The 20,384-nt window shown below is 58.5% G+C and carries 17 protein-coding genes; 14 read left to right on the top strand and 3 right to left on the bottom strand.

The features are described 5' to 3' along the window. Positions 1-65: 65 nt before the first annotated feature. The 3 genes from OR1_RS06340 to OR1_RS06330 all read left to right on the top strand — a co-directional run bounded on the left by OR1_RS06340 (position 66) and on the right by OR1_RS06330 (position 3,896). Positions 66-533, top strand: coding sequence for an EVE domain-containing protein (locus tag OR1_RS06340; protein ID WP_041970800.1), 468 nt, complete (start codon positions 66-68; stop codon positions 531-533). A 160-nt stretch (positions 534-693) separates the two neighbouring features. Beyond that, complete coding sequence (locus tag OR1_RS06335) at positions 694-3,072, top strand: Rne/Rng family ribonuclease (protein WP_041970733.1); 2,379 nt, start codon at positions 694-696, stop codon at positions 3,070-3,072. Positions 3,073-3,077: 5 nt separating this feature from the next. Next, the gene (locus tag OR1_RS06330; RefSeq protein WP_052440289.1) at positions 3,078-3,896 is read left to right on the top strand and encodes a hypothetical protein; all 819 of its coding nucleotides are present in this window, start codon (positions 3,078-3,080) and stop codon (positions 3,894-3,896) included. Positions 3,897-3,947: 51 nt separating this feature from the next. Here OR1_RS06330 and OR1_RS06325 read toward each other — a convergent pair whose 3' ends face one another. Together OR1_RS06325 and OR1_RS06320 are read right to left on the bottom strand one after the other, a co-directional pair. Then, positions 3,948-4,166, bottom strand: coding sequence for a hypothetical protein (locus OR1_RS06325; protein ID WP_041970731.1), 219 nt, complete (start codon positions 4,164-4,166; stop codon positions 3,948-3,950). A gap of 25 nt (positions 4,167-4,191) precedes the next feature. Next, complete coding sequence (locus OR1_RS06320) at positions 4,192-4,410, bottom strand: hypothetical protein (RefSeq protein ID WP_041970730.1); 219 nt, start codon at positions 4,408-4,410, stop codon at positions 4,192-4,194. A 152-nt stretch (positions 4,411-4,562) separates the two neighbouring features. Here OR1_RS06320 and OR1_RS06315 point away from each other — a divergent pair, with 152 nt between their 5' ends. From OR1_RS06315 to OR1_RS06285, 7 genes are all read left to right on the top strand, one after another. Then, entirely contained in the window at positions 4,563-7,274 is a 2,712-nt protein-coding gene (locus OR1_RS06315; RefSeq protein WP_041970729.1) for a 2-oxoglutarate dehydrogenase E1 component, read from the top strand. Between the two features lie 3 nt (positions 7,275-7,277). Next, entirely contained in the window at positions 7,278-8,477 is a 1,200-nt protein-coding gene (gene odhB / locus OR1_RS06310) for a 2-oxoglutarate dehydrogenase complex dihydrolipoyllysine-residue succinyltransferase (protein ID WP_041970726.1), read from the top strand. A gap of 63 nt (positions 8,478-8,540) precedes the next feature. After that, positions 8,541-8,822 (top strand): type II toxin-antitoxin system Phd/YefM family antitoxin, encoded by a 282-nt coding sequence (locus OR1_RS06305; RefSeq protein ID WP_041970725.1) that lies wholly within the window; start codon positions 8,541-8,543, stop codon positions 8,820-8,822. After that, a complete protein-coding gene (locus OR1_RS06300) occupies positions 8,813-9,220 on the top strand; it encodes a type II toxin-antitoxin system VapC family toxin (RefSeq protein WP_041970724.1) in 408 nt (135 codons plus the stop codon). The genes OR1_RS06305 and OR1_RS06300 overlap by 10 nt, the downstream gene beginning before the upstream one ends. 330 nt (positions 9,221-9,550) lie before the next feature. Beyond that, positions 9,551-9,847 carry a hypothetical protein gene (locus OR1_RS06295; RefSeq protein WP_041970723.1) on the top strand — a complete coding sequence of 99 codons (297 nt, stop codon included), beginning with the start codon at positions 9,551-9,553 and terminating at the stop codon, positions 9,845-9,847. A gap of 94 nt (positions 9,848-9,941) precedes the next feature. Beyond that, positions 9,942-11,357, top strand: a complete 1,416-nt coding sequence (gene lpdA / locus OR1_RS06290) for a dihydrolipoyl dehydrogenase (protein WP_041970722.1) — start codon at positions 9,942-9,944, stop codon at positions 11,355-11,357. Positions 11,358-11,426: 69 nt separating this feature from the next. Next, the gene (locus tag OR1_RS06285) at positions 11,427-13,871 is read left to right on the top strand and encodes a Lon protease family protein (protein ID WP_041970721.1); all 2,445 of its coding nucleotides are present in this window, start codon (positions 11,427-11,429) and stop codon (positions 13,869-13,871) included. A gap of 38 nt (positions 13,872-13,909) precedes the next feature. Here OR1_RS06285 and OR1_RS06280 read toward each other — a convergent pair whose 3' ends face one another. Next, the gene (locus OR1_RS06280; protein ID WP_041970720.1) at positions 13,910-14,320 is read right to left on the bottom strand and encodes a response regulator; all 411 of its coding nucleotides are present in this window, start codon (positions 14,318-14,320) and stop codon (positions 13,910-13,912) included. 138 nt (positions 14,321-14,458) lie between these two features. Between OR1_RS06280 and OR1_RS06275 the strand changes: the two genes are divergently transcribed. The 4 genes from OR1_RS06275 to OR1_RS06260 all read left to right on the top strand — a co-directional run bounded on the left by OR1_RS06275 (position 14,459) and on the right by OR1_RS06260 (position 20,384). Then, positions 14,459-15,148, top strand: a complete 690-nt coding sequence (locus tag OR1_RS06275; protein ID WP_370543333.1) for a carbonic anhydrase — start codon at positions 14,459-14,461, stop codon at positions 15,146-15,148. 159 nt (positions 15,149-15,307) lie between these two features. Continuing rightward, positions 15,308-15,883: a TetR/AcrR family transcriptional regulator gene (locus tag OR1_RS06270; protein WP_041970716.1), complete on the top strand. Its 576-nt coding sequence runs from the start codon at positions 15,308-15,310 to the stop codon at positions 15,881-15,883. A 68-nt stretch (positions 15,884-15,951) separates the two neighbouring features. Beyond that, positions 15,952-17,163 carry an efflux RND transporter periplasmic adaptor subunit gene (locus OR1_RS06265; protein ID WP_041970715.1) on the top strand — a complete coding sequence of 404 codons (1,212 nt, stop codon included), beginning with the start codon at positions 15,952-15,954 and terminating at the stop codon, positions 17,161-17,163. 53 nt (positions 17,164-17,216) lie between these two features. After that, entirely contained in the window at positions 17,217-20,384 is a 3,168-nt protein-coding gene (locus tag OR1_RS06260; RefSeq protein ID WP_041970713.1) for an efflux RND transporter permease subunit, read from the top strand.

Raw genomic sequence — 20,384 nt, 5'->3', positions numbered from 1 at the left:
TGTTGCCAAGGCCGTATCGACCTATACGAAGCGGGGTGATCGCTGTTATCGAAGAGGTAACGACCATGAACTACTGGCTGTTCAAATCAGAACCGGGATGTTTCTCGTTCGACGACCTGAAGAACCGCCCCGAGAGCACCGAGCATTGGGACGGGGTGCGCAACTACCAGGCGCGCAATTTCCTGCGTGACCGGGTCAAGACCGGCGACCGGGTGCTGTTCTACCACAGCAATATCCCCGAGCCTGCCGTTGTGGGTATTGCGACCGTGGTGCGGGAAGGTTATCCGGATTTCACTGCGTATGATCCGCATGGCGAGCACTTTGACCCGAAATCCTCGCCCGCTGCCCCGATCTGGTACATGGTCGATGTCCGCTATGTCGAACCGCTGCAGAAACCGGTCACCCTGGAACGGATCAAGGCCAATCCGCTGCTGTCCGACATGCCGCTCGTCAAGCTGAGCCGGCTCTCCATCCAGCCGGTGACAGCGGAGCAATGGCGCATTATCCTTGCCATGGGCGGGATGGGAACCTGAAGTGATTGTCGGCAGTTAAGCGGTTTTTCATGGATTTAAGCCGATTCTCTGCTATAGTTGCAGGGTTTGCTGCCAATGACCGCCACAAGGCGTTATTGATACTAAAGCCGGTGGAGAACCCCTGTTTTCCCGGCACTAACAGGATTGGACAAGGAGAATTATGTCGAAAAAGATGCTGATCAACGTGATGCACCCGGAAGAGGCGCGGGTGGCAATCGTGCAGGATGGCCGCCTCATGGAGCTGGATATCGAGATCGCCGGGAGCGAGCAGACCCGCGGCAACGTCTACAAAGGGGTGGTGGTGCGGGTCGAGCCGGCGCTGCAGGCCGCTTTCGTGGATATCGGCCTGAAAAGGCTCGGTTTCATGCAGATGGGGGAGCTGCACCCGGATTACTGGCAGTGGCGCGACGATATCCCGGAGGACCAGCGCAAGAGACGGCCCCGGATCCAGGAGGTGCTCCGTCGCGGCCAGGAGCTGATCGTCCAGGTGGAAAAAGGTGAGCGGGACATGAAGGGTGCGGCCGTTACCACCTACATGTCGTTTCCCGGCCGGTACATGGTGCTGATGCCTGGCAGCGACTCTGCCGGCGTTTCCCGCAAGGTGGAAGGCGAAGGCGAGCGGAAGAAGCTCAAGGAAGCCATTGCCGAGATGGAGATCCCGGAAGGGATCGGCTACATCGTCCGGACCGAGGCCGTCGGCAAGACCAAGACCGAGCTGAAGAAAGATCTCCAGTATCTGCTGAAGCTTTACCAGGGGATCATGGACAAGGCCGCGACCGTCAAGGCGCCGGCGCTGATCGCCGAAGAGACCGACCTGGTCACCCGCACCATCCGCGATTATTTCACGGCCGAGATCGACGAGGTGCTGGTGGACAGCCAGGCCCACCACAAGCAGATCAAGGCGTTCTTCAAGGCGACCATGCCGAAGTTCGAGAAGCTGGTGAAGATGCACCAGGAGAAGCGGCCGATTTTTTCCAAGTACCAGCTTGAAGAGCAGATCGACCAGATCTACGAGAAAAAGGTAGCGCTTCCGTCCGGCGGATCGCTGGTGATCGAGCCGACCGAGGCGCTGGTCTCCATCGACGTCAACTCCGGCAAGACGACCGGAGAGCGGGGGGTGGAAGATACCGCATACAAGACCAATATGGAGGCTGCCGAGGAGGTCGCCCGCCAGCTGCGGCTGCGCGACCTGGGCGGCCTGATCGTCATCGATTTCATCGACATGCGCGACCGGAAGCATATGGCTGAGGTCGAGAAGGTGCTGAAGAACGCCCTCAAACTGGACAAGGCGCGGGTCACAGTCGGCAAGATCTCTCAGTTCGGGATGCTGGAGATGTCGCGCCAGCGGATCAAGCAGACCATAGAGCAGGCGATTCACCTGGAATGCCCCCATTGCAGCGGCCGCGGCAAGGTCAAGAGCGTGGAGGCGGTGGCGCTCTCGTTCCTCAGAAAGGTTCACGGTGCTGCGGCCAAGGGGACGGCTGCCGAGATCCGGGGCGGCCTGCCGCTGGAAGTTGCCTATTACCTCCTCAACCGCAAGAAACGGGAGCTGGTGGGGATCGAGAACGACTACGACATCAGCGTGACGGTCAAGGGGAAGACATCGTTCCTGATGAACCAGGTGGAACTGGAAGTGGTCAAGCGGGAGAAGCCGCATCACGAAGAGCATCACCATGCGGATGAGGCGGATGTCATGCCGGTGAAGGGAGCGGTAGCGGCGCAAGAGGAGCGGGATCAGGCCGAGCCGCACACTGAAGAGGTAAAGGGGAAAAAGAAGCGGAAGCGGAGCAAGAAGAAGAAACACCCCGAAGGGATCGAAGCCGGCGCAAGCAGCGAAACGCCCGAATCAAGGGAACCGGTTGCTGCGGAGCAGGCTGAACCGGTCGAGCCCGACGAGGAGCATGAATCTGATGAGGATGCTGCTGCCGAGGCCGATGGGCATGAGGCCGGAGAGCATGGGGAAGGGAAGAAAAAGCGCCGCCGCCGCCGGAAAAAGAAGAAGCCCGGGGCCGCGGCAGGTGAAACTGCCGGTGGGTCCGAGCCGGTGGAGCATGCCGATGAGGCCGAAGCGCCTGAAGAACCGGGTGCTGAAGAACCCGAAGAGTTGCAGGCTGCTGAGTCGGAAGAGCATCATGCCGTTGGCGAAGCGAAGAAGAAGCGCCGTCGCCGTCGCCGTAAGCCGAAAACGGCGGGCGAGACCAGCGGCGAGCAGCAGGCCGCAGTACATGAGGAAGCGCACCAGCAGATCGTTGTCGAGGAGCCGGTTCAGGCTGAAGCAGTTGCGGAACCACCAGCCAAACCGCGCCGGGCGCCCCGGAAAAAGGCAGCCAAGGCCGAGGCTGCTCCTGAACCTGCGGTTATTGCGGCAGAGCCGGCAGCGCAGGAGCCGGCATCAGAACCGGAGCCAAAGGCCAAGCGTACCCGCCGGACGGTCAAAAAGACGGAAACCGAAGTTATCGCTACCCTGGAACCGGCCGAGGAAAAGCCGAAACCGGCCCGCAAACCGAGGGCAAAGAAAAAGGTTGCGACTGAGGAATGAGGGTAATGAGGTCGGTTTCCGGCTATCTGCCGGCATTAGCCGTTTTATTGGTATTGTCGACCCCGGTTGCTGAAGCTGCCGGGTTCGGCGGTATCCGCGAGGCGAACCTCTACCCGTTTATCCAGTACTTCAAGTGGGAGGAGTTCGAGCGCGACGGTTCCAGGCTGCTGAAGGAGACCGGACCGGAGTACGGCGCCGGCGGAGAGATCAGGCTCGATCTTCTCAAGGGGGATGCGGGCGCCGCGACCTTTGCGGCCAGGCAGGAACTGTTCGGGGGAGTTGTGGATTACGACGGGCAGTTGCAGGACGGTACCCCGCACAAGACCGACGTCACCTATTTCGGGAGCTATTCGGAGCTGGATCTCGGCTGGACGATTCCGTATCGCAACATGACGATCGAGCCTTTCAGCGGGGTTTCGTATCGCTGGTGGATCAGGGATCTTCAGGGGAGCGGCGGCTATAGCGAGGAGTGGTATTCGGTTGCGGCGCTGCTCGGAGTCCGGAGCAAATACGAGCTTGCCAAGGAGACGCGATTCTGGGTGTCCGGAACTGCCAAATATCCCTTCAGCAACAGGAATGCCATAGATGATTACCCCGGAGCCGGCGAAATCAGGCTTTCTCCGGGGAGCGCCTGGTCGGCCGCTGCCGAAGCGGGCATCAAATACAAGCAGCTGCTCGTGAGCATCTACTACGAAGGTTTCATCTTTCCCGAGTCTGATCCGGTTCTCATCAGATCCAATACCCATGCAACGCTGTCAAGCTTTGTCCAGCCACGGTCCGAAGCCGAAATCTACGGTCTCAGGGTCGGCTGGTCCTTCAAATGACAAAGGGGGCAGCCGATACGCACCCCCTTTCCGTCTCCGTGACCGGTCCGGTCATCCCCCCTGCAGTATCTTTTCAGCGCGTTGCTTGTCGCTGGGGGACAGATCGGGCGGCACGCGAGTTTCTCCCAGTTTCTCGAAGATTATGAAGCGGGCGCACTGCTCGAATTTCCCTCGGCAGTAGCTGTTCTGAACCATCGAAGCCGTGTTGGGGCTGTTTTTAAGGTTTTCCACGAAATAGCTGCATTTGTTGTAGTTTACGCATTCTGCCATATCGGTTACCTCCGTTCTTCAGACTTCACCTTTTGTTTATTATCTCCAGGGCTTTTTCCGCCTGGTTCGGGAATAGGTCCGGCGGCACGTTCCCCCTCCCCAGCGCTTTTACGATGATCATCCGGGCGCAGTTGTTGAATTCCCCCTTGCAATAGAGGTTCTTGAAGATCTCCGCTGTGGACGGCATATCGGCCATCTTGTCGTTAAAGAAGATACAGGTCTTGATCAGTTCGCACTCGGACATAAGCACCTCCATTGTCATGTTTGTTAGATGGTTATCGGAATATTTCCGTACAACTTGAAGTAAAATCGACGCGGCATTGCCGTGTGCTGCATTGCGCGGCTTTCCCTGTCTGATATACTTCCGCCATCAGGACGCGACTACAGGAGAATCTCATGTCTTTCAAGGATGCCCTCGATCCTGCCTGGATCGAAGCGCGTTACCAACAGTGGCGCAATAGCCCGGAATCGCTTTCGTCCGACTGGCGGGCGTTTTTCGAGGGGTTTGACCTGGCGGACCGGAAGACCGGCCCTCCCGGCCCGATTCCGGGGAAGATCTCCTGCGCCGACTGTTCCCTCAAACAGGCCGGAGTCCTGGCGCTCATCTACAGCTATCGGGAGATCGGCCACCTGATGGCATGCACCGACCCGCTGGCCGCGGCCTGCCCCGCCACGCACCCGCTGCTGGAGCTCTCACGCTTCGGCCTCGACGCCGCCGACCTTGAGACCGAATTCGCCCCCGGCCCGTTTGCCGATACCCCTGCTCCGCTGGTCGATATCCTGGCTGCCCTTCGCGAGACATACTGCCGGTCCATCGGCGTCGAATTCATGCATATCCGGGAACCAGAGGAACGGCAATGGCTGATCGACCGGATGGAGCCGGCCCGGAACCGGAGCGAATTCAGCCGTGAAGAGCGGATCTCGGTATTGAAGACCCTTGCCGGCGCTTCCCTGTTCGAGTCGTTCCTGCACCGCCGGTTCCCCGGCCAGAAGCGGTTCTCGCTCGAAGGGGGTGAGTCGCTGATCGTGCTGCTCGATGCGGCTGTGACGGCTGCGGCAGATTCCGGAGCCGGCGAGATCGTGCTCGGCATGCCGCACCGCGGCCGGCTCAACGTCCTTGCCCATATCCTGGGGAAACCGCTCGCCAACATCTTCAGTGAATTCAGTGACAACCGGGATCTGGCCTTTGTCGGCGAGGGGGATGTCAAGTATCACAAGGGGTTCTCCAACGACCGGCAGTTGCCTGACGGCCGCACGATACACCTCAGCCTGGCGTTCAATCCGTCGCACCTGGAGGCGGTTGACCCGGTGGTGGAGGGAAAGGTCAGGGCGCTGCAGGACCCATTGGGGCACGACGCCAGGCAGAGCGTGATTCCGCTGCTGATCCATGGCGATGCCGCATTTGCCGGACAGGGGATCGTTGCCGAGACCCTCAATATGTCCCAGTTGGAAGGATACGCCACCGGCGGAACCGTCCATGTCGTGCTGAACAACCAGATCGGGTTCACCACCCTTCCCAGGGATGCCCGTTCCACCTGGTACGCGACCGATGTCGCCCGGATGCTCGCTGTTCCGGTGTTCCATGTGCACGGCGACGACCCGGAATCGGTTGCCCGGGTGGGGCGGCTGGCGCTGGAGTACCGGCAGCGGTTCAACCGCGACGTGGTGGTGGAGATCATCTGTTACCGGCTGCACGGCCATAACGAGGGTGATGAGCCGGCCTTTACCCAGCCGCTGATGTACGAGCTGATCAGGCAGCGCCCCCGGGCGTACGAGATATTTGCCGGACAGCTGACCGGCGAAGGGGTGGAGTTCGACGGGGTGGAGGCGATCGAACAGGAGTATTCCGACCGCCTGGAGAGCGCCCTGGCCGAAGAGCCGGACCCGTCGCTGGATCTGGGCTTTGCTGCCGATTGGCAGGGGATCAGCCGTGAATACGGGCCGGTCTCCGTAGGGACCGGGGTGGCAGCAGATACGCTGGTCGAGTTGTCGAACCGGATGACCACCCTGCCGTCCGGGTTTAATCCCCACCCCAAGGTGGCAGCGATCTACCGGCAGCGCAGCGAGGCGGTCCGGAATGGTCAAGGGATCGACTGGGGGAATGCCGAGGCGCTGGCCTTTGCGTCGCTGCTGGCCGAAGGGGTCTGCGTCAGGTTGTCGGGCCAGGACTCGCGGCGGGGGACATTCAATCACCGCCATTCAGTGCTCCATGACATCGCTACCGGCACGACGCATACGCCGCTGGCAGGTATCGGAGCCGGTAACGCCCGGTTTGCCGCTTACGACAGCCTGTTGTCCGAGTCCGGCGTTCTCGGCTTCGAATATGGCTATTCGGTCGCAACGCCGGGATCGCTGGTGATCTGGGAGGCCCAGTTCGGCGATTTTGCCAACGGTGCCCAGGTAATCATCGATCAGTTCATTGCCTCCGGCGAGAGCAAGTGGGACCGCTCCTCAGGCCTGGTGCTGCTTCTCCCGCACGGCTATGAGGGGAACGGCGCCGAACATTCGAGTGCCAGGATCGAGCGGTTTCTGCAGCTCTGCGCCGAAGAGAACCTGTTCGTCTGCTATCCGTCTACGCCGGCCCAGTTCTTCCATCTGCTGCGGCGCCAGGTCAAACTGCCGTTCCGCAAGCCTCTGGTCGCATTTACGCCGAAAAGCATGCTCAGGCACCCGGTAGCCGCTTCCCGCCTCGACGAGCTGTCTTCCGGCGGTTTCCGCGAATTCCTTCCGGACCCGGATACGCCCGATCAGGTCAGTACCGTGATCCTCTGCAGCGGCAAGATCTATTTCGAGCTGCAGGAGCGGCGGCAGGAGGCAGTGAGGGGTGATGTCGCCCTGGTCCGGGTGGAGCAGTTTTACCCGTTCCGGGCCGGGGTGTTGCTGGATGCCGTGGCGCCGCTCCTCTCAGTGCACGATTGGCGCTGGGTGCAGGAGGAGCCGGCCAATATGGGGGGATGGTCTTATATCCGGCCGCTGCTGGAGGCAGCGCTCGGCAGGGAGTTGCGCTACATCGGCCGGCCGCCGTCCGCAGCCCCGGCCACCGGATCGCACCGGATGCACGGAGTCGAGCAGGCCAGGCTCCTTGAAGACGCCTTTAAGAAAGGGTAAGAGATGGAGATCAAGGTACCGGAAGTCGGAGAATCGGTTCACGACGCGCTGGTGGCACGCTGGCTGAAGGAAGACGGCGCTGCAGTGGCAAAGGATGAAGCGGTCTGCGAGATCGAGACCGACAAGATAACCCTGGAGCTGAATGCCGACATTGCGGGGATTCTGACCATCATAGCACCTGCGGGTGAGACGGTGAAGATCGGCACGGTCATCGGCCGCATTGCCGCTGCACCGGTTGCCGCAGGGCCGGCAGGGGCTGAGCCGGCCAAGCCGCCCGTCTCCCCTTCGGCCAGAAAGCTGGCGGCGGAAAAAAGTGTCGATCTCGCCGCAATCCCCGGCTCCGGGCGCGGCGGTCGGGTAACTGCCGAGGATGTGGTCAAGGCCGGCAGCCAACCGGTTGAAACGCCGCTGCCTCAGGCCGTTCGCTCCGAGGAGCCTATCCCCTATGCCGCGCATCTCGAACCGCCAACTTTAAACCGCGAACCAGCACCCGATAACCGTGAACCTCGCACCCGCCGGGTAGTGATGACGCCCATCAGACGCAGGATCGCCGAGAGGTTGATGACTACCCGCCGGGAGACCGCCATGCTGACGACGTTCAACGAGGCGGACCTCTCCCGGATCATCGAACTGCGGAAAAAGCACAACGAGCATTTTCTCCAGAGGCACGGGGTGAAACTCGGCTTCATGTCGTTCTTTGTCAAGGCCTGTTGCGAGGCGCTGCAAGCGTTTCCGGCCGTCAACGCCTTTATCGACGGGAACGACATTGTCTATCACGATTACTGCAATATCGGGATTGCCATCGGTGCGGAAAAAGGGCTGGTGGTGCCGGTGCTCCGGGATGCCGAACGGCTGCATTTCTTTGAAATCGAGCAGCAGATCGAGGCGTTCGCGGTCAAGATCAGGGAAAACCGGCTGGCCATTGCCGACCTGGAAGGCGGAACCTTCTCGATCTCCAACGGCGGGGTCTATGGTTCGCTCCTGTCCACGCCGATCCTGAACCCACCGCAGAGCGGGGTGCTCGGGATGCATGCGGTGCAGGACCGGCCGGTGGCCAGGGACGGGCAGGTGGTGATTCGCCCCATGATGTACCTAGCGCTTTCCTACGATCATCGGATTGTGGATGGCCGCGAGGCGGTCGGGTTCCTCAAGCGGGTCAAGGAGTGCGTCGAAGAGCCGGAAGAGCTGTTTCTGGAGGGGTAGTTTTTGCTTGAATAAAGGGATATGCTATGTAAAATATGATTATCATATTTTATGGAGATTGCCATGCGAGCATCAATCAGTTCAACCGAGGCAGTCAGAAATTTTTCGGAGCTGCTGAACAACATTAAATACCGTGGAGATCGGTATACCGTGATTCGTGGCGGAAAACCGGCCGCATCCCTGGTTCCTGTAGAACCGGCCGGCATTTGCGCGACCCTGGCCGACCTGCGTAAGATTGTGCAAAACCTGCCCCGTCTTGACAGCAGTGATACAGCTTTTGAGGCCGATGTCCTGGCAGCGGCAAGTTCGCAGCCTTCAATGCCCACGGCTCTGTCATGGGAGTGATCCTTGACTCCAGCGAGATCATCGCGCTTGAGAGAAGCCGAGGGTTAGTCGAGAGTCTGGTGGCTGGCCGCGAAGATGAACCGTTCGGTATCAGCGTGGTAACCGTGGCCGAACTTCTCCATGGCGTCGAGCGGGCCGATACGGAAACCCGGAGGATCAGGCGTCAGGCCTTTGTGGAAAAGATAATAGAGATGATTCCCGTGATCCCTTTTGATATCGGCGTTGCCCGCATCTACGCCAGAATATGGGCGTCTCTGATGCAGCGAGGTTTTACGGTAGGAGCTCATGATCTCATCATTGCATCGACGGCTATTTCCCTGGATTACACGGTGATTACCGCTAACCGGCGTGATTTTGAGAAGATTGAGGGATTACGACTGGAAGTGCGAGAGGGATAATTTATCCACCAACGCTCAGAACCACACGGTTAATTGGGGACACTCCCTGTATTACCCCAGTGAATCCGCGGCGGCCTAGCGAAAAATCGAGGAGTGTCCCTAGTTTTTCATGGGTAGATCTCCGGTTCACGCGCGCGCCTGAACCGGTCAATAACTAGTTAGACCGTCAGAAAAATAAATGCCGTGAACCCAAGAGTGCTATTCATAGGATTGTTCTTGCTTGTTTCATGCAGCCCAATCAGAGGTTGCGTTGAATCATCTTTTGTACTTACATCAGACTCCAGATTGCCGAGGTGGTTTACCCTGCCAACAGGTTACACGAGAAATGATGTGAAGGTTAATTTGTCATACTATTCATCTCCGCTCCCGGTCGATAACACAGTTATTGAGTTGCTGAGCAAAGATGGCAAACAATTGTTCACAATAACTGGACAGCATTTTTGGCATCCAGAAACTGATAAGAAACGAAACAAATACGGCGGTTTTGATCCTGGGAGTGAACCGCATTTTGTCATTATCCGCGCCAAAGGGATTACTGAGGTCATCGAACATAAAGGCGGACCGACATTTAATGTTACCGATGATCCGAAATTGATGAAACAAGCAATTGAGATTGGCCGAAAATAAAGGTCTAACAAGGAAGATACACTTGACCAAAAAGCCGTCAGGTGATCTCCCACCCCGTTACAATCTAAACGCATATCTGAGGAGATAAAACGGCATGAACTCAGACATAACATACGATCTCATTGTCATCGGAGCCGGGCCTGGCGGGTATGTGGCGGCGATTCGCGCCAGCCAGTTGGGGATGACGGTCTGCGTGGTGGAAAAGAGCGAAACCTTGGGCGGCGTCTGCCTTAACGAGGGGTGCATCCCGAGCAAGGCGCTGCTTGATTCTTCGGAGCATTTCGCCTTTGCCCGCGACCGGTTTGCGGCGCACGGGATCGTCATCGACCCGCCCCGGCTCGATCTGGCACGGATGCAGGCTCGCAAGGACGATGTCGTCAGGAAGCTCACCGACGGCGTTGCCTTCCTGTTCAAGAAGAACAATGTCGAGCGGCTGCAGGGGACTGCCAGTATCGGCGATGTTGACGGTGAGCTGCGCACGGTCCATCTGTCCGGACCGGCAGGCGCGGCAACGGTCAAGGGACGCAGGCTGCTGCTGGCGACCGGTAGCCGTGCGGCCGAGATTCCGGGAATCCCCTTTGACAATGAATTTGTAGTGGATGCCCGCGGGGCGCTCATTTTTGACAAGGTGCCCGAGCATCTGGTCGTGATCGGAGCCGGTTACATCGGGCTTGAGCTGGGATCGGTCTGGCGCCGGCTCGGCAGCCAGGTTACAGTGGTGGAGACCCTTGCCAAACCGCTCCCGGCAACCGACGGCCAGGTGGCCGATACCCTGGTGCGCTCCCTGAAAAAGCAGGGAATGAAGTTTCATCTGGAAACAAGGGTGACTGTGGTCGAAAAGCGGGACGGAAAGCTGTTCCTAACCCTGGAAGGTCCGGCCGGATCGATGGCCGTCGAGTGCGACCGGGTTCTGGTGGCTGCCGGACGTGTCCCGAACAGCGACATTCCTGGTGCCGGCGAGGCCGGTGTCAAGGTCGATACCCATGGCCGGATCGTGGTGGATGAGGAGTACCAGACCTCTGTGCCCGGCATCTACGCCATCGGCGACCTGATTAGCGGGCCGATGCTGGCGCACAAGGCTTCGGAAGAGGGTGTGGTCTGCGTCGAGCGGATGCACGGCGAAAAATCGGTGGTCGATTACGACTATCTGCCGGGGATTGTCTATACCTGGCCCGAGGCTGCAGGGGTGGGAAAGACCGAAGAACAGCTGAAGGGTGAAGGGAGCCCGTACACGGCCGGCAGGTTCAGTTTCATGGCCAACGGCCGGGCGAAGTGCATGGACGAGACCGACGGTTTCGTTAAGGTGCTGGCCCATCAGCAGACCGGACGGGTGCTCGGGGTTCATATCATCGGCCCCCGGGCATCGGACATGATTGCAGAAGCGGTAACCGCCATGACTTACGGCGCCACGGCCGAGGATATCGCCATGACGTTCCATGCCCATCCGACCCTCTCCGAGGCGTTGAAAGAGGCTGCCCTTGATGCCTGCAAACGGGCGATCCATTCCTGATTTGTAAGGTGAATGTTTGTTCATTTTGATGGCTCTAACTTTTGAATACAGACGGGAAAGGAAGATGAAATGACCGCAGACAAATTCAAGATTGCCCCGGACAAGCTCCGCTGGGAATGTGACGAGAGTGGGTTCGATTTCGAGACCACAGAAGAACTGCCGGAGCTGGAAGGTACGATCGGCCAGGAGCGGGCCTTGAAGAGCCTGGAGTTCGGGTTCGGGATCACGGAATGCGGCTACAACCTGTTCCTGGCTGGTGAGGCCGGCACCGGCCGGTCGTCCACGATCCGCAACATGCTCAAGAAGCTGGCCAAGGAGCAGCCGACCCCGACCGACTGGTGCTATGTCTACAACTTCAAGGATGCCGATCTGCCGCTCTCCCTTGCCCTGCCCGCGGGTAAAGGGGTGGAACTCGAAAAGGACATGAAAGAGCTGCTGGAGGGGGTCAAGTCGGATATCCCGAAGGCGCTTGACAGCAAGGACTATGAGAACCACAAGGCAGCAGTTATTGATGAGTACCAGGGGAAGAACGGCGAGCTGTTCGCTGCTCTGGAAAAGGAGGCGGAGGAAAGGGGATTTTCGCTGCAGCGAACGGTTTCCGGCCTGGTGATGGTGCCGCAGAAGGACGATCGGAATTACACCCAGGAGGAATACGAGGCGCTGGGGGATGAAGAGCGGCAGAAGCTTGAGGATACCGGCAAAGAGCTGACCGAGAAACTGAACGACCTGCTCCGGATGATCCGCGAAAACGAAAAGGAGACCAAGGAGACTCTGGGGAAGCTTGACCGCGAGCTGGGGCTTTCTGCCGTGGGGCGCCATATCGAACCGCTGAAGGAGAAATATGGCGACCTGGAAAAGGTCGTGAAATACCTGGACTCGGTCCAGGAGGATATCCTGAACAACCTGGAAGATTTCAAGCCCCAGCAGCAGCCGCCGCAGATCCCGGGCATCAGGATGCCGCGGCAGGAGCCGTCGTTCGAGCGTTACGGGGTGAACGTGTTTGTGGACAACCGGGAAACCACCGGGGCGCCGGTGGTGTTCGAGCAAAACCCCACCTACAACAACCTGTTCGGCCGGATTGAAAACGTCATTCAGATGGGCGGGGTTGCTACCACCAATTTCACCCTGATCAAGCCGGGGGCTTTGCACAAGGCCAACGGCGGGTATCTGATCATCGATGCCCGTGAGGTGCTGATCAATCCCTTTGCCTGGGATGCCCTCAAAAGGTGCGTGAGAAGCGGCGAGATCAAGATCGAGGATGCGCTCGAGCAGTACCGCTTCATGACCTTTGTCTCGCTGAAGCCCGAGCCGATCCCGCTCCGGGCCAAGATCGTCATGATCGGATCACCCTGGATCTACTACCTGCTGTTTCATCTTGAGCCCGATTACCGTAAGTTTTTCAAGGTCAAGGCCGACTTTGACAGCCGTGTGGGCCGGACCCCTGAAATCATGCGGGATTACGCCCTGTTCGTCGCCACGCACTGCAAGAACGAAAAGCTTGTACCTTTTGACCGGAGCGGCGTGGCCGGGCTGCTGGAGCATTCAGCGCGCATCGTCGAAGATCAGGGGAAGCTCTCGTCCCAGTTCATGGAGATTGCGGACCTGATCCGCGAAGCCAGCTATTGGGCCAACAAGGAAGGGCGGGGGACCGTAACCCGGGAGATCGTCAAGAAGACGATCTTCGAGAAGATCTACCGCAGCAACAGGGTTGAAGAGCGGCTCCAGGAGCTGTTCGAGGATGGAACCATCCTCTGCGACACCGAGGGGAGCGAGGTCGGGCAGATAAACGGCCTCTCGGTGATGACCATTGCCGACTACATGTTCGGCAGGCCTTCCCGCGTCACGGCCAGGGTTTACCTGGGGCGCGGCGGTATGGTCAACATCGAGCGCGAGGTCAAACTCTCCGGGCCGATTCACGACAAGGGGGTGCTGATACTCACCGGCTATCTCGGCGGGAAATTCGCCTTCGACAAGCCGCTCTCGTTCTCGGCATCGATCTGCTTCGAGCAGAATTACGAGGGTGTTGAAGGGGACAGCGCCTCCTCCACCGAGCTTTACGCCTTGCTGTCATCGCTATCCGGGGTGCCGATCAAGCAGGGGATCGCCGTGACCGGCAGCGTGAACCAGCTCGGCAAGATCCAGCCGATCGGCGGGGTGAATTACAAGATCGAGGGATTCTATGCCGTTTGCAAGGCCAAGGGGTTGACCGGCGAGCAGGGGGTGATAATTCCGAAGAGCAATGAAAAGCACTTGATGCTGAACGACGAAGTAACTGCAGCGGTGCGCGAGGGCAGGTTCCACATCTGGAGCGTTGAGACCATCGATCAGGGGATCGAGATCCTGACCGGTGTCCCGGGCGGTGTGCAACAGCCGGACCTGAGCTTCCCTGAAGGGAGCATCAATTTCCTCGCCAACAAACGGTTGCAAGAGATGCTGGAACAGATGAAAAAGTTCACCGCTCCCACAGAAGGTCAGAAAGGGGCGAAGAAGGTAAAGGGGAAAACCGACGACTAGGCGCTCGCCCTATGGCCCGGCGCTTTCTCCGGCCAACGTTATTTCGGGATTTTCAAGCCGATCTTGCTGAGAGTTTCCCGCAGTTTTTGCGGCTCGACCGGTTTGACCAGATATGCCGACGATTGCGAGGACATCATGGATTCCATCACGTCGTTCGGTGAGTTCAGGGCCGTCAGCATGACGATTTTAGTCCTCTCGCCGACCGGGATGTTTCGGTCCTTTTCCCTCTTCCGCAAGGCCTTGCCGGTTTCGTGACCGTTCAGCTCAGGCATCACTATGTCCAGGAACACCAGATCAAACCGGTTTCCGTCATCGAGCGACTTTTCAAATTTGGCAACGGCTTCATTCCCGTCTTTTGCCATCTCGCATTCGACGCCGGTGAGCAGGAGTGATAACGTCTCGCGTGCCAATTCTTCGTCATCCACGATAAGGCATTTATGCAGGTCCATGTAGAGCTCCTTTCCTGAGAAAAATACCATCAAAGCCGAAAAAATCAAATCTGCGCATGCTGAACGCAGTATGCGTATTGACCGGCAAGAAGTGAAAATGCTAATTACATGCATCAAATCTATTGGGAGGGACTGAGAGTGTTATTGAAAAAGTTCAGGAGTATGGTCGTAGTGTCAGGAGCTGTGGTTGCACTTACCGCAGCAGTTGCATTCGCTTCGGGGGCGCTGGTGATGTCTGCCGATGAGGCACTGACCGGGTTGATGGATGGGAATAAACGGTATGTGGCGAATCAGATGTCCGGTCAGAAGCTGTGCGATCTTCCTACCCGAGAAGCGCTGGCGAAAGGTCAAAAACCGTATGCGATTATTCTTTCCTGCTCAGATTCGCGGGTTCCGCCCGAAATCATTTTCGACAAGGGACTCGGCGAGATTTTTGTAGTGCGTGTGGCCGGGAATATCCCCGATCCGGTCATACTCGGCAGTATCGAATATGCCGCCGAGCACCTCGGTTCGCCGCTGATCATGGTACTCGGGCACGAGCGCTGCGGAGCAGTAACCGCCGCAGTTGACGCCAAGGGAAAACCGGAAGGTAACATCGGTGCCATCATCCGCACGATCACTCCGGCGGTCAAGCAGGCCAGGAAGGAAGCCGCCGGCAAATCCAAGCCCGAGCTGGTGGAGGTCGCCATCGACGACAACGTCAAGCTAGTTGCCGCGGCATTGACCAGGCAGTCCAAGGTAATCAAGCATCTCGTTGCCGAAGGGAAGGTCAAGATCGTCAGTGCCAAATACGACCTTGATGACGGCACGGTAACGCTGCTGAAATAGATTTCGATAGTTTATTCCCCCAAGGCCCGTCTGTACGGGCGGGCCTTGTTCTCCATTTATCCACACACAAGTTCTTACACCTTTCATGAAATCTCTTGACAACCAGAAGTGTCCGCGCTAATTGTTGAATGAACATTCATTCAGGAGAGGAATACTTTGATGTCCGGATCAGAAAAGCGGGACGATATCGTCCGTGCCGCCCTTGAAATTATCGCCGAGCACGGTTTTCATGGCGCTCCTATGGCCATGATCGCCGAGCGCGCCGGAGTGGCAGCCGGAACCATCTACCGCTATTTCGAAAACAAGGATGTCCTGATCAGCGAACTTTATGGCGAGCTGGAAAAGAAAATGTATCCATTCATTCTTGACGGGTATTCGAGCGAGGCACCGTTCCGGGCTCGTTTCATCCACCTCGCCTCGGCGCTGCTCCGTTATTTTATCGGGTTCCCCCTGCATTTCCGCTATCTGGAGCAGTACCACAATTCGCCCTATGGTGTGGCCTTTCGCCGGGATAAACTCATGGGGAAGGCGGGCGGGTGCGACGTTTTCCGGGAGATGTTCGAGCAGGGGACCAAGCAGCAGGTACTCAAGGATTTTCCACTGGTCATCCTCTTCGGCTTGTCCTTCGGGCCTTTGGTGGCCCTGGCGCGGGACCATATTCTCGGTTTTGTCCAGCTGGATGAAGAGATGATCGGCCGAATCACGGAAGCGTGCTGGGATGCGGTCAAGCGATAGATGTGTACTCCGGTGGCAAAGCCGGTATAGTGAATGAACATTCATTCTAATAACGAGTAGAGGTGTATATGCAAACCAAATCCAGGTCATCAATGTTGGTCATCGCAGGATTTCTTGTCTGTGGTCTTACCGTGTCCGGGTGCGGCAAGAAAACTGCTGCGAACAAACCGCCGGCAGGACCGCCGGAGGTTGGCGTGATAACTGTCCAGACCCAGAAGGCGGCTATTACCACGGAACTCCCTGGCCGCACCTCTGCATCTCTGGTTGCCGAAGTCAGGCCCCAGGTGAGCGGGATCATTCAGAAGCGGGTTTTCACCGAAGGAAGCGATGTCAAGGCTGGCCAACTACTCTACCAGATCGACCCTGCTACCTATCAGGCTGCTTTTGCCAGCGCCAGGGCGGCCGAGGCGAGGGCCGAGGCGAATCTGATTCCGTCCCGGCTCAAGGAAGAGCGGTACCGGGATCTGGTCAAGATCAAGGCGGTGAGCCAGCAGGACTATGAAAATGCCTATGCCGCCTTCAAGCAGGCCGAGGCCGAGGTCGCGGCAGCCAAAGCGGCGGTGGATACTGCGCGGATCAATCTGGCGTATACCAAGGTGACAGCCCCCATCTCGGGCCGGATCGGCCGCTCTACCGTGACCGACGGGGCACTGGTGACTGCCAACCAGGCAGCGGCTCTTGCCACCATCCAGCAACTCGGCTCGATGTATGTGGACATCACCCAATCCAGCTCCGACCTGCTTCGTCTGCAGCAGACCCTGTCCAGCGGGCTGTTGAAGAAGGGGGGCGCTGCCCAGACACGGGTGAAGCTGCTGCTGGAAAACGGCACGCCGTATCCGCTGGAGGGAACCATGAAGTTTTCCGACGTTACCGTTGACCAGAGTACCGGCTCGGTGACGCTACGATCGATCTTCCCCAACCCCAAACAGATATTGCTGCCGGGGCTGTTCGTCCGGGCCGTAGTCCAGGAGGGGATCAACGAACAGGCAATCCTGGTGCCGCAGCGTGGCGTGACCCGCAACCCGGCAGGCAACGCAATGGTGATGGTTGTCGGCGCTGAAGAGAAGGTGGAGCCGAGGGTAATAAAGGTTGAGCGTACCGTCGGCGACAGCTGGCTGGTAAGTGATGGCTTGAAGCCTGGAGACCGGGTCATTCTCGAAGGTATCCAGAAGGCACGCCCCGGAACGCAGGTCAAGGCAGTGCCGTTCGGCAGCAAGCCGGCCGAAGGCGTTCCCGCTGCGGCAGGACAGCCTGCCGCTGCACCGGCAGCAAAAAAATAGTCCGACTTGTCTGACTTGTCCGACAGGTCGGACTACGATCAAGGAGCTTTTCCATGCCCCGTTTTTTCATAAATCGTCCTATCTTCGCCTGGGTCATCGCCATCATGGTCATGCTGGCCGGTCTGCTGGCGATCAAGAAACTGCCGGTATCACAGTATCCGCCGATCGCGCCGCCGCAGATTGCCATCAATGCCATGTATCCGGGAGCTTCGGCCCAGACCGTACAGGATACGGTTACCCAGGTTATCGAGCAGAAGCTGAACGGCATCGACAACCTGATCTATATGGCCTCTACCAGTGACTCGGCCGGGGCGGTATCCATTACCCTGACCTTCAAAGCCGGCACCGATCCCAATATTGCCCAGGTGCAGGTGCAGAACAAGCTGCAACTGGCCGTGCCGCTTCTCCCCCAGATTGTCCAGCGCTCGGGAATTCAGGTGGTCAAGTCTACCAGGAACTTCCTGCTGATCGTCGGCCTGGTATCGGAAGACGGTTCCCTGGACCGCAACGCATTGACCGATTACATGGTTTCCAACCTCCAGGACATCGTCAGCCGCCTGGAAGGGGTCGGCGAACTGATGATTTTCGGCACCCAGAACGCCATGCGGATCTGGCTGAACCCCGCTAAGCTTAACAACTACCGCATGACCACCAACGATGTGATCTCGGCGCTGCAGGCCCAGAACGTCCAGGTGTCGGCCGGTCAGTTCGGAGGCTCCCCTGCCCCCCAGGGACAGCAGCTCAATGCAACCATCAATGCCCGGGCTTTGCTCCAGACGCCGGAACAGTTCGATGCCATTGTCCTGCGCACCAATATCGACGGCTCAACGGTGAAACTCAGGGATGTGGCCGAAAGCAAGATCGGCACCGAGAATTACGAGATCCAGTCGTATTACAACGGCAAACCGTTGGGGGGGATGGCGATTCGCCTGGCAGCAGGGGCCAATGCCCTGGAGACCGGCAATCGGGTCAAGGCCAAGATGGAGGAGTTGTCGAAATATTTTCCTCCGGGCATGAAGGTGGTCTATCCCTATGACACCACGCCGTTCGTCAAGATCTCCATCGAAGAGGTGGTCCAGACCCTGATCGAAGCGGTCTTCCTCGTCTTTATCATCATGTTCCTCTTCCTGCAGAACATCCGCGCCACCCTGATCCCCACCATCGCGGTGCCGGTGGTTCTCCTCGGCACTATGGGGGTACTGGCAGCCAGCGGCTTCTCAATCAATACCCTGACCATGTTTGCCCTGGTCATTGTTATCGGCTTGCTGGTGGACGATGCCATCGTTGTTGTGGAGAACGTCGAACGTATCATGTCCGAGGAAGGGCTGCCGCCCAAGGAAGCCACCATCAAGTCCATGGGGCAGATCACCAGCGCCCTGTGGGGCATTGCCACCGTCCTGACGGCGGTCTTTCTCCCCATGGCCTTCTTTCCCGGTTCCACCGGCGTCATCTACCGCCAGTTTTCCATCACCATCATCTCCGCCATGATCCTCTCGGTAATGGTGGCCATGATCCTGACCCCGGCACTTTGCGCCACCATCCTCAAGCCGGTGCCCAAGGGGCATGAGGCGTGTGAAAGCGGCTGGTTCTGCCCGTTCTTCCGCTGGTTCAATAAGGTGTTTGACTTCTGCCGGAGAAATTACGAAGGGATCGTCGGCCGCTCCTTTGGCAAGCCGGTGCGCTATCTGGTTGTGTACGGCGGCATTGTTGGTGTTATGGCCTTTTTCTTCCTGCATCTTCCCACCTCGTTCCTGCCGGACGAGGATCAGGGCTTCATCATCTGCCAGGTCCAGTTGCCGGCCGGCGCCACCCAGGAACGTACCATCAAGGTCATACGGCAACTGGAACAGCACTTCCTCGAGAACGAGAAAAAAGCGGTGGAAGGGGTCATTACCGTGGCCGGGTTCAGCTTTGCCGGTCGTGGTCAGAACATGGGGCTGGCCTTTGTAAGGCTCAAACACTGGGACCTTCGTAAAAGTAAGGATATGAAGGCTCCGGCCATTGCCGGCCGGGCCATGGGTGCATTTTCCAAGTTCAGGGACGGCCTTGCCTTCGCCTTTTCACCGCCGGCGGTACTCGAACTTGGTGTGGCGAACGGCTTTGACCTCCAGCTTCAGGATCGTGGCGGGCTGGGGCATGATAAACTGATGGAGGCGCGTAACCAACTTCTGGGCATGGCCATGAAAAACCCCAAGCTGATCGCGGTACGCCCCAACGGCCAGGATGATTCGCCCCAGTTCAAGCTCGACATCGATGATGTGCGGGCCGGTAGCCTGGGGGTATCCCAGGCTGACATAAACAATGTCCTGTCCACGGCCTGGGGGAGTACCTACGTCAACGACTTCATCCAGAACGGCCGGGTCAAGAAGGTCTATCTCCAGTCCGACGCCAAATACCGGATGCTGCCGGAGGACATCAACCACTGGTATGTCAGCAATAAACAGGGTGAGATGGTGCCGTTTTCCGCCTTTGCCACCGCCCGCTGGCAGTACGGTTCCCCCCGGCTGGAGCGTTACAACGGCATTCCGGCCGTAGAGGTGCTGGGACAGGCTGCACCCGGGATAAGTACCGGCGAAGCGATGGCCGAGATGGAAAAGATGGTGGCTCAGTTGCCGCCGGGGATCGGCTTTGAGTGGACCGGTCTTTCCTACGAGGAAAAGAACGCCGGCGCCCAGGCACCGGCACTCTACGCCATTTCGCTCCTGGTGGTGTTCCTCTCCGTGGCAGCGCTCTACGAGAGCTGGACCATCCCGTTTGTTAACCTGCTGATGCTGCCGCTGGGGTTGGTGGGGGCGGTGACGGCGGTAAAGCTGCGGGTATTTCCCAATGACATTTATTTACAGATCGGCCTCTTGACCACTGTGGGGCTTTCCACCAAGAACGCCATTCTGATCATCCAGTTCATCAAGGATCAGCTGCATCAGGGGCATGAGCTGGTTGATGCCACCCTGGCTGCGGTGAGGATCAGGCTGCGGCCGGTCATTATGACATCTCTTGCCTTCTTCTTCGGCACCCTGCCGCTGGCGTTGACCAAGGGGGCCGGCGCCTCGGCACAGAACGCCATCGGCACCGCCGTTACCGGCGGGCTGCTTTCGGCCACCTTCATCGACCTGATCTTCATACCGTTCTTCTTTGTGTTGGTGTCGCGAATGTTCGGCCGGAAAAAATATAAACAACATGCTGAAGAACACGCTGTTGTAAACGCCACGGAGGGGCAATGA

The organism is Geobacter sp. OR-1, from assembly GCF_000813145.1.
In the GTDB taxonomy this organism is placed as follows: domain Bacteria; phylum Desulfobacterota; class Desulfuromonadia; order Geobacterales; family DSM-12255; genus Geoanaerobacter.
The sequence above is the reverse complement of the archived record's forward strand: the minus strand, read 5'-3'. Positions and strand labels throughout refer to the sequence as shown.

What these genes read in the sequence shown, in the direction of transcription:
- OR1_RS06340 (WP_041970800.1), top strand. Translation starts at nt 66, where the DNA reads ATGAACTACTGGCTGTTCAAATCAGAACCGGGATGTTTCTCGTTCGAC.
- OR1_RS06335 (WP_041970733.1), top strand. Translation starts at nt 694, where the DNA reads ATGTCGAAAAAGATGCTGATCAACGTGATGCACCCGGAAGAGGCGCGG.
- OR1_RS06330 (WP_052440289.1), top strand. Translation starts at nt 3,078, where the DNA reads ATGAGGTCGGTTTCCGGCTATCTGCCGGCATTAGCCGTTTTATTGGTA.
- OR1_RS06325 (WP_041970731.1), bottom strand. Translation starts at nt 4,166, where the DNA reads ATGGCAGAATGCGTAAACTACAACAAATGCAGCTATTTCGTGGAAAAC.
- OR1_RS06320 (WP_041970730.1), bottom strand. Translation starts at nt 4,410, where the DNA reads ATGTCCGAGTGCGAACTGATCAAGACCTGTATCTTCTTTAACGACAAG.
- OR1_RS06315 (WP_041970729.1), top strand. Translation starts at nt 4,563, where the DNA reads ATGTCTTTCAAGGATGCCCTCGATCCTGCCTGGATCGAAGCGCGTTAC.
- odhB (WP_041970726.1), top strand. Translation starts at nt 7,278, where the DNA reads ATGGAGATCAAGGTACCGGAAGTCGGAGAATCGGTTCACGACGCGCTG.
- OR1_RS06305 (WP_041970725.1), top strand. Translation starts at nt 8,541, where the DNA reads ATGCGAGCATCAATCAGTTCAACCGAGGCAGTCAGAAATTTTTCGGAG.
- OR1_RS06300 (WP_041970724.1), top strand. Translation starts at nt 8,813, where the DNA reads ATGGGAGTGATCCTTGACTCCAGCGAGATCATCGCGCTTGAGAGAAGC.
- lpdA (WP_041970722.1), top strand. Translation starts at nt 9,942, where the DNA reads ATGAACTCAGACATAACATACGATCTCATTGTCATCGGAGCCGGGCCT.
- OR1_RS06285 (WP_041970721.1), top strand. Translation starts at nt 11,427, where the DNA reads ATGACCGCAGACAAATTCAAGATTGCCCCGGACAAGCTCCGCTGGGAA.
- OR1_RS06280 (WP_041970720.1), bottom strand. Translation starts at nt 14,320, where the DNA reads ATGGACCTGCATAAATGCCTTATCGTGGATGACGAAGAATTGGCACGC.
- OR1_RS06270 (WP_041970716.1), top strand. Translation starts at nt 15,308, where the DNA reads ATGTCCGGATCAGAAAAGCGGGACGATATCGTCCGTGCCGCCCTTGAA.
- OR1_RS06265 (WP_041970715.1), top strand. Translation starts at nt 15,952, where the DNA reads ATGCAAACCAAATCCAGGTCATCAATGTTGGTCATCGCAGGATTTCTT.
- OR1_RS06260 (WP_041970713.1), top strand. Translation starts at nt 17,217, where the DNA reads ATGCCCCGTTTTTTCATAAATCGTCCTATCTTCGCCTGGGTCATCGCC.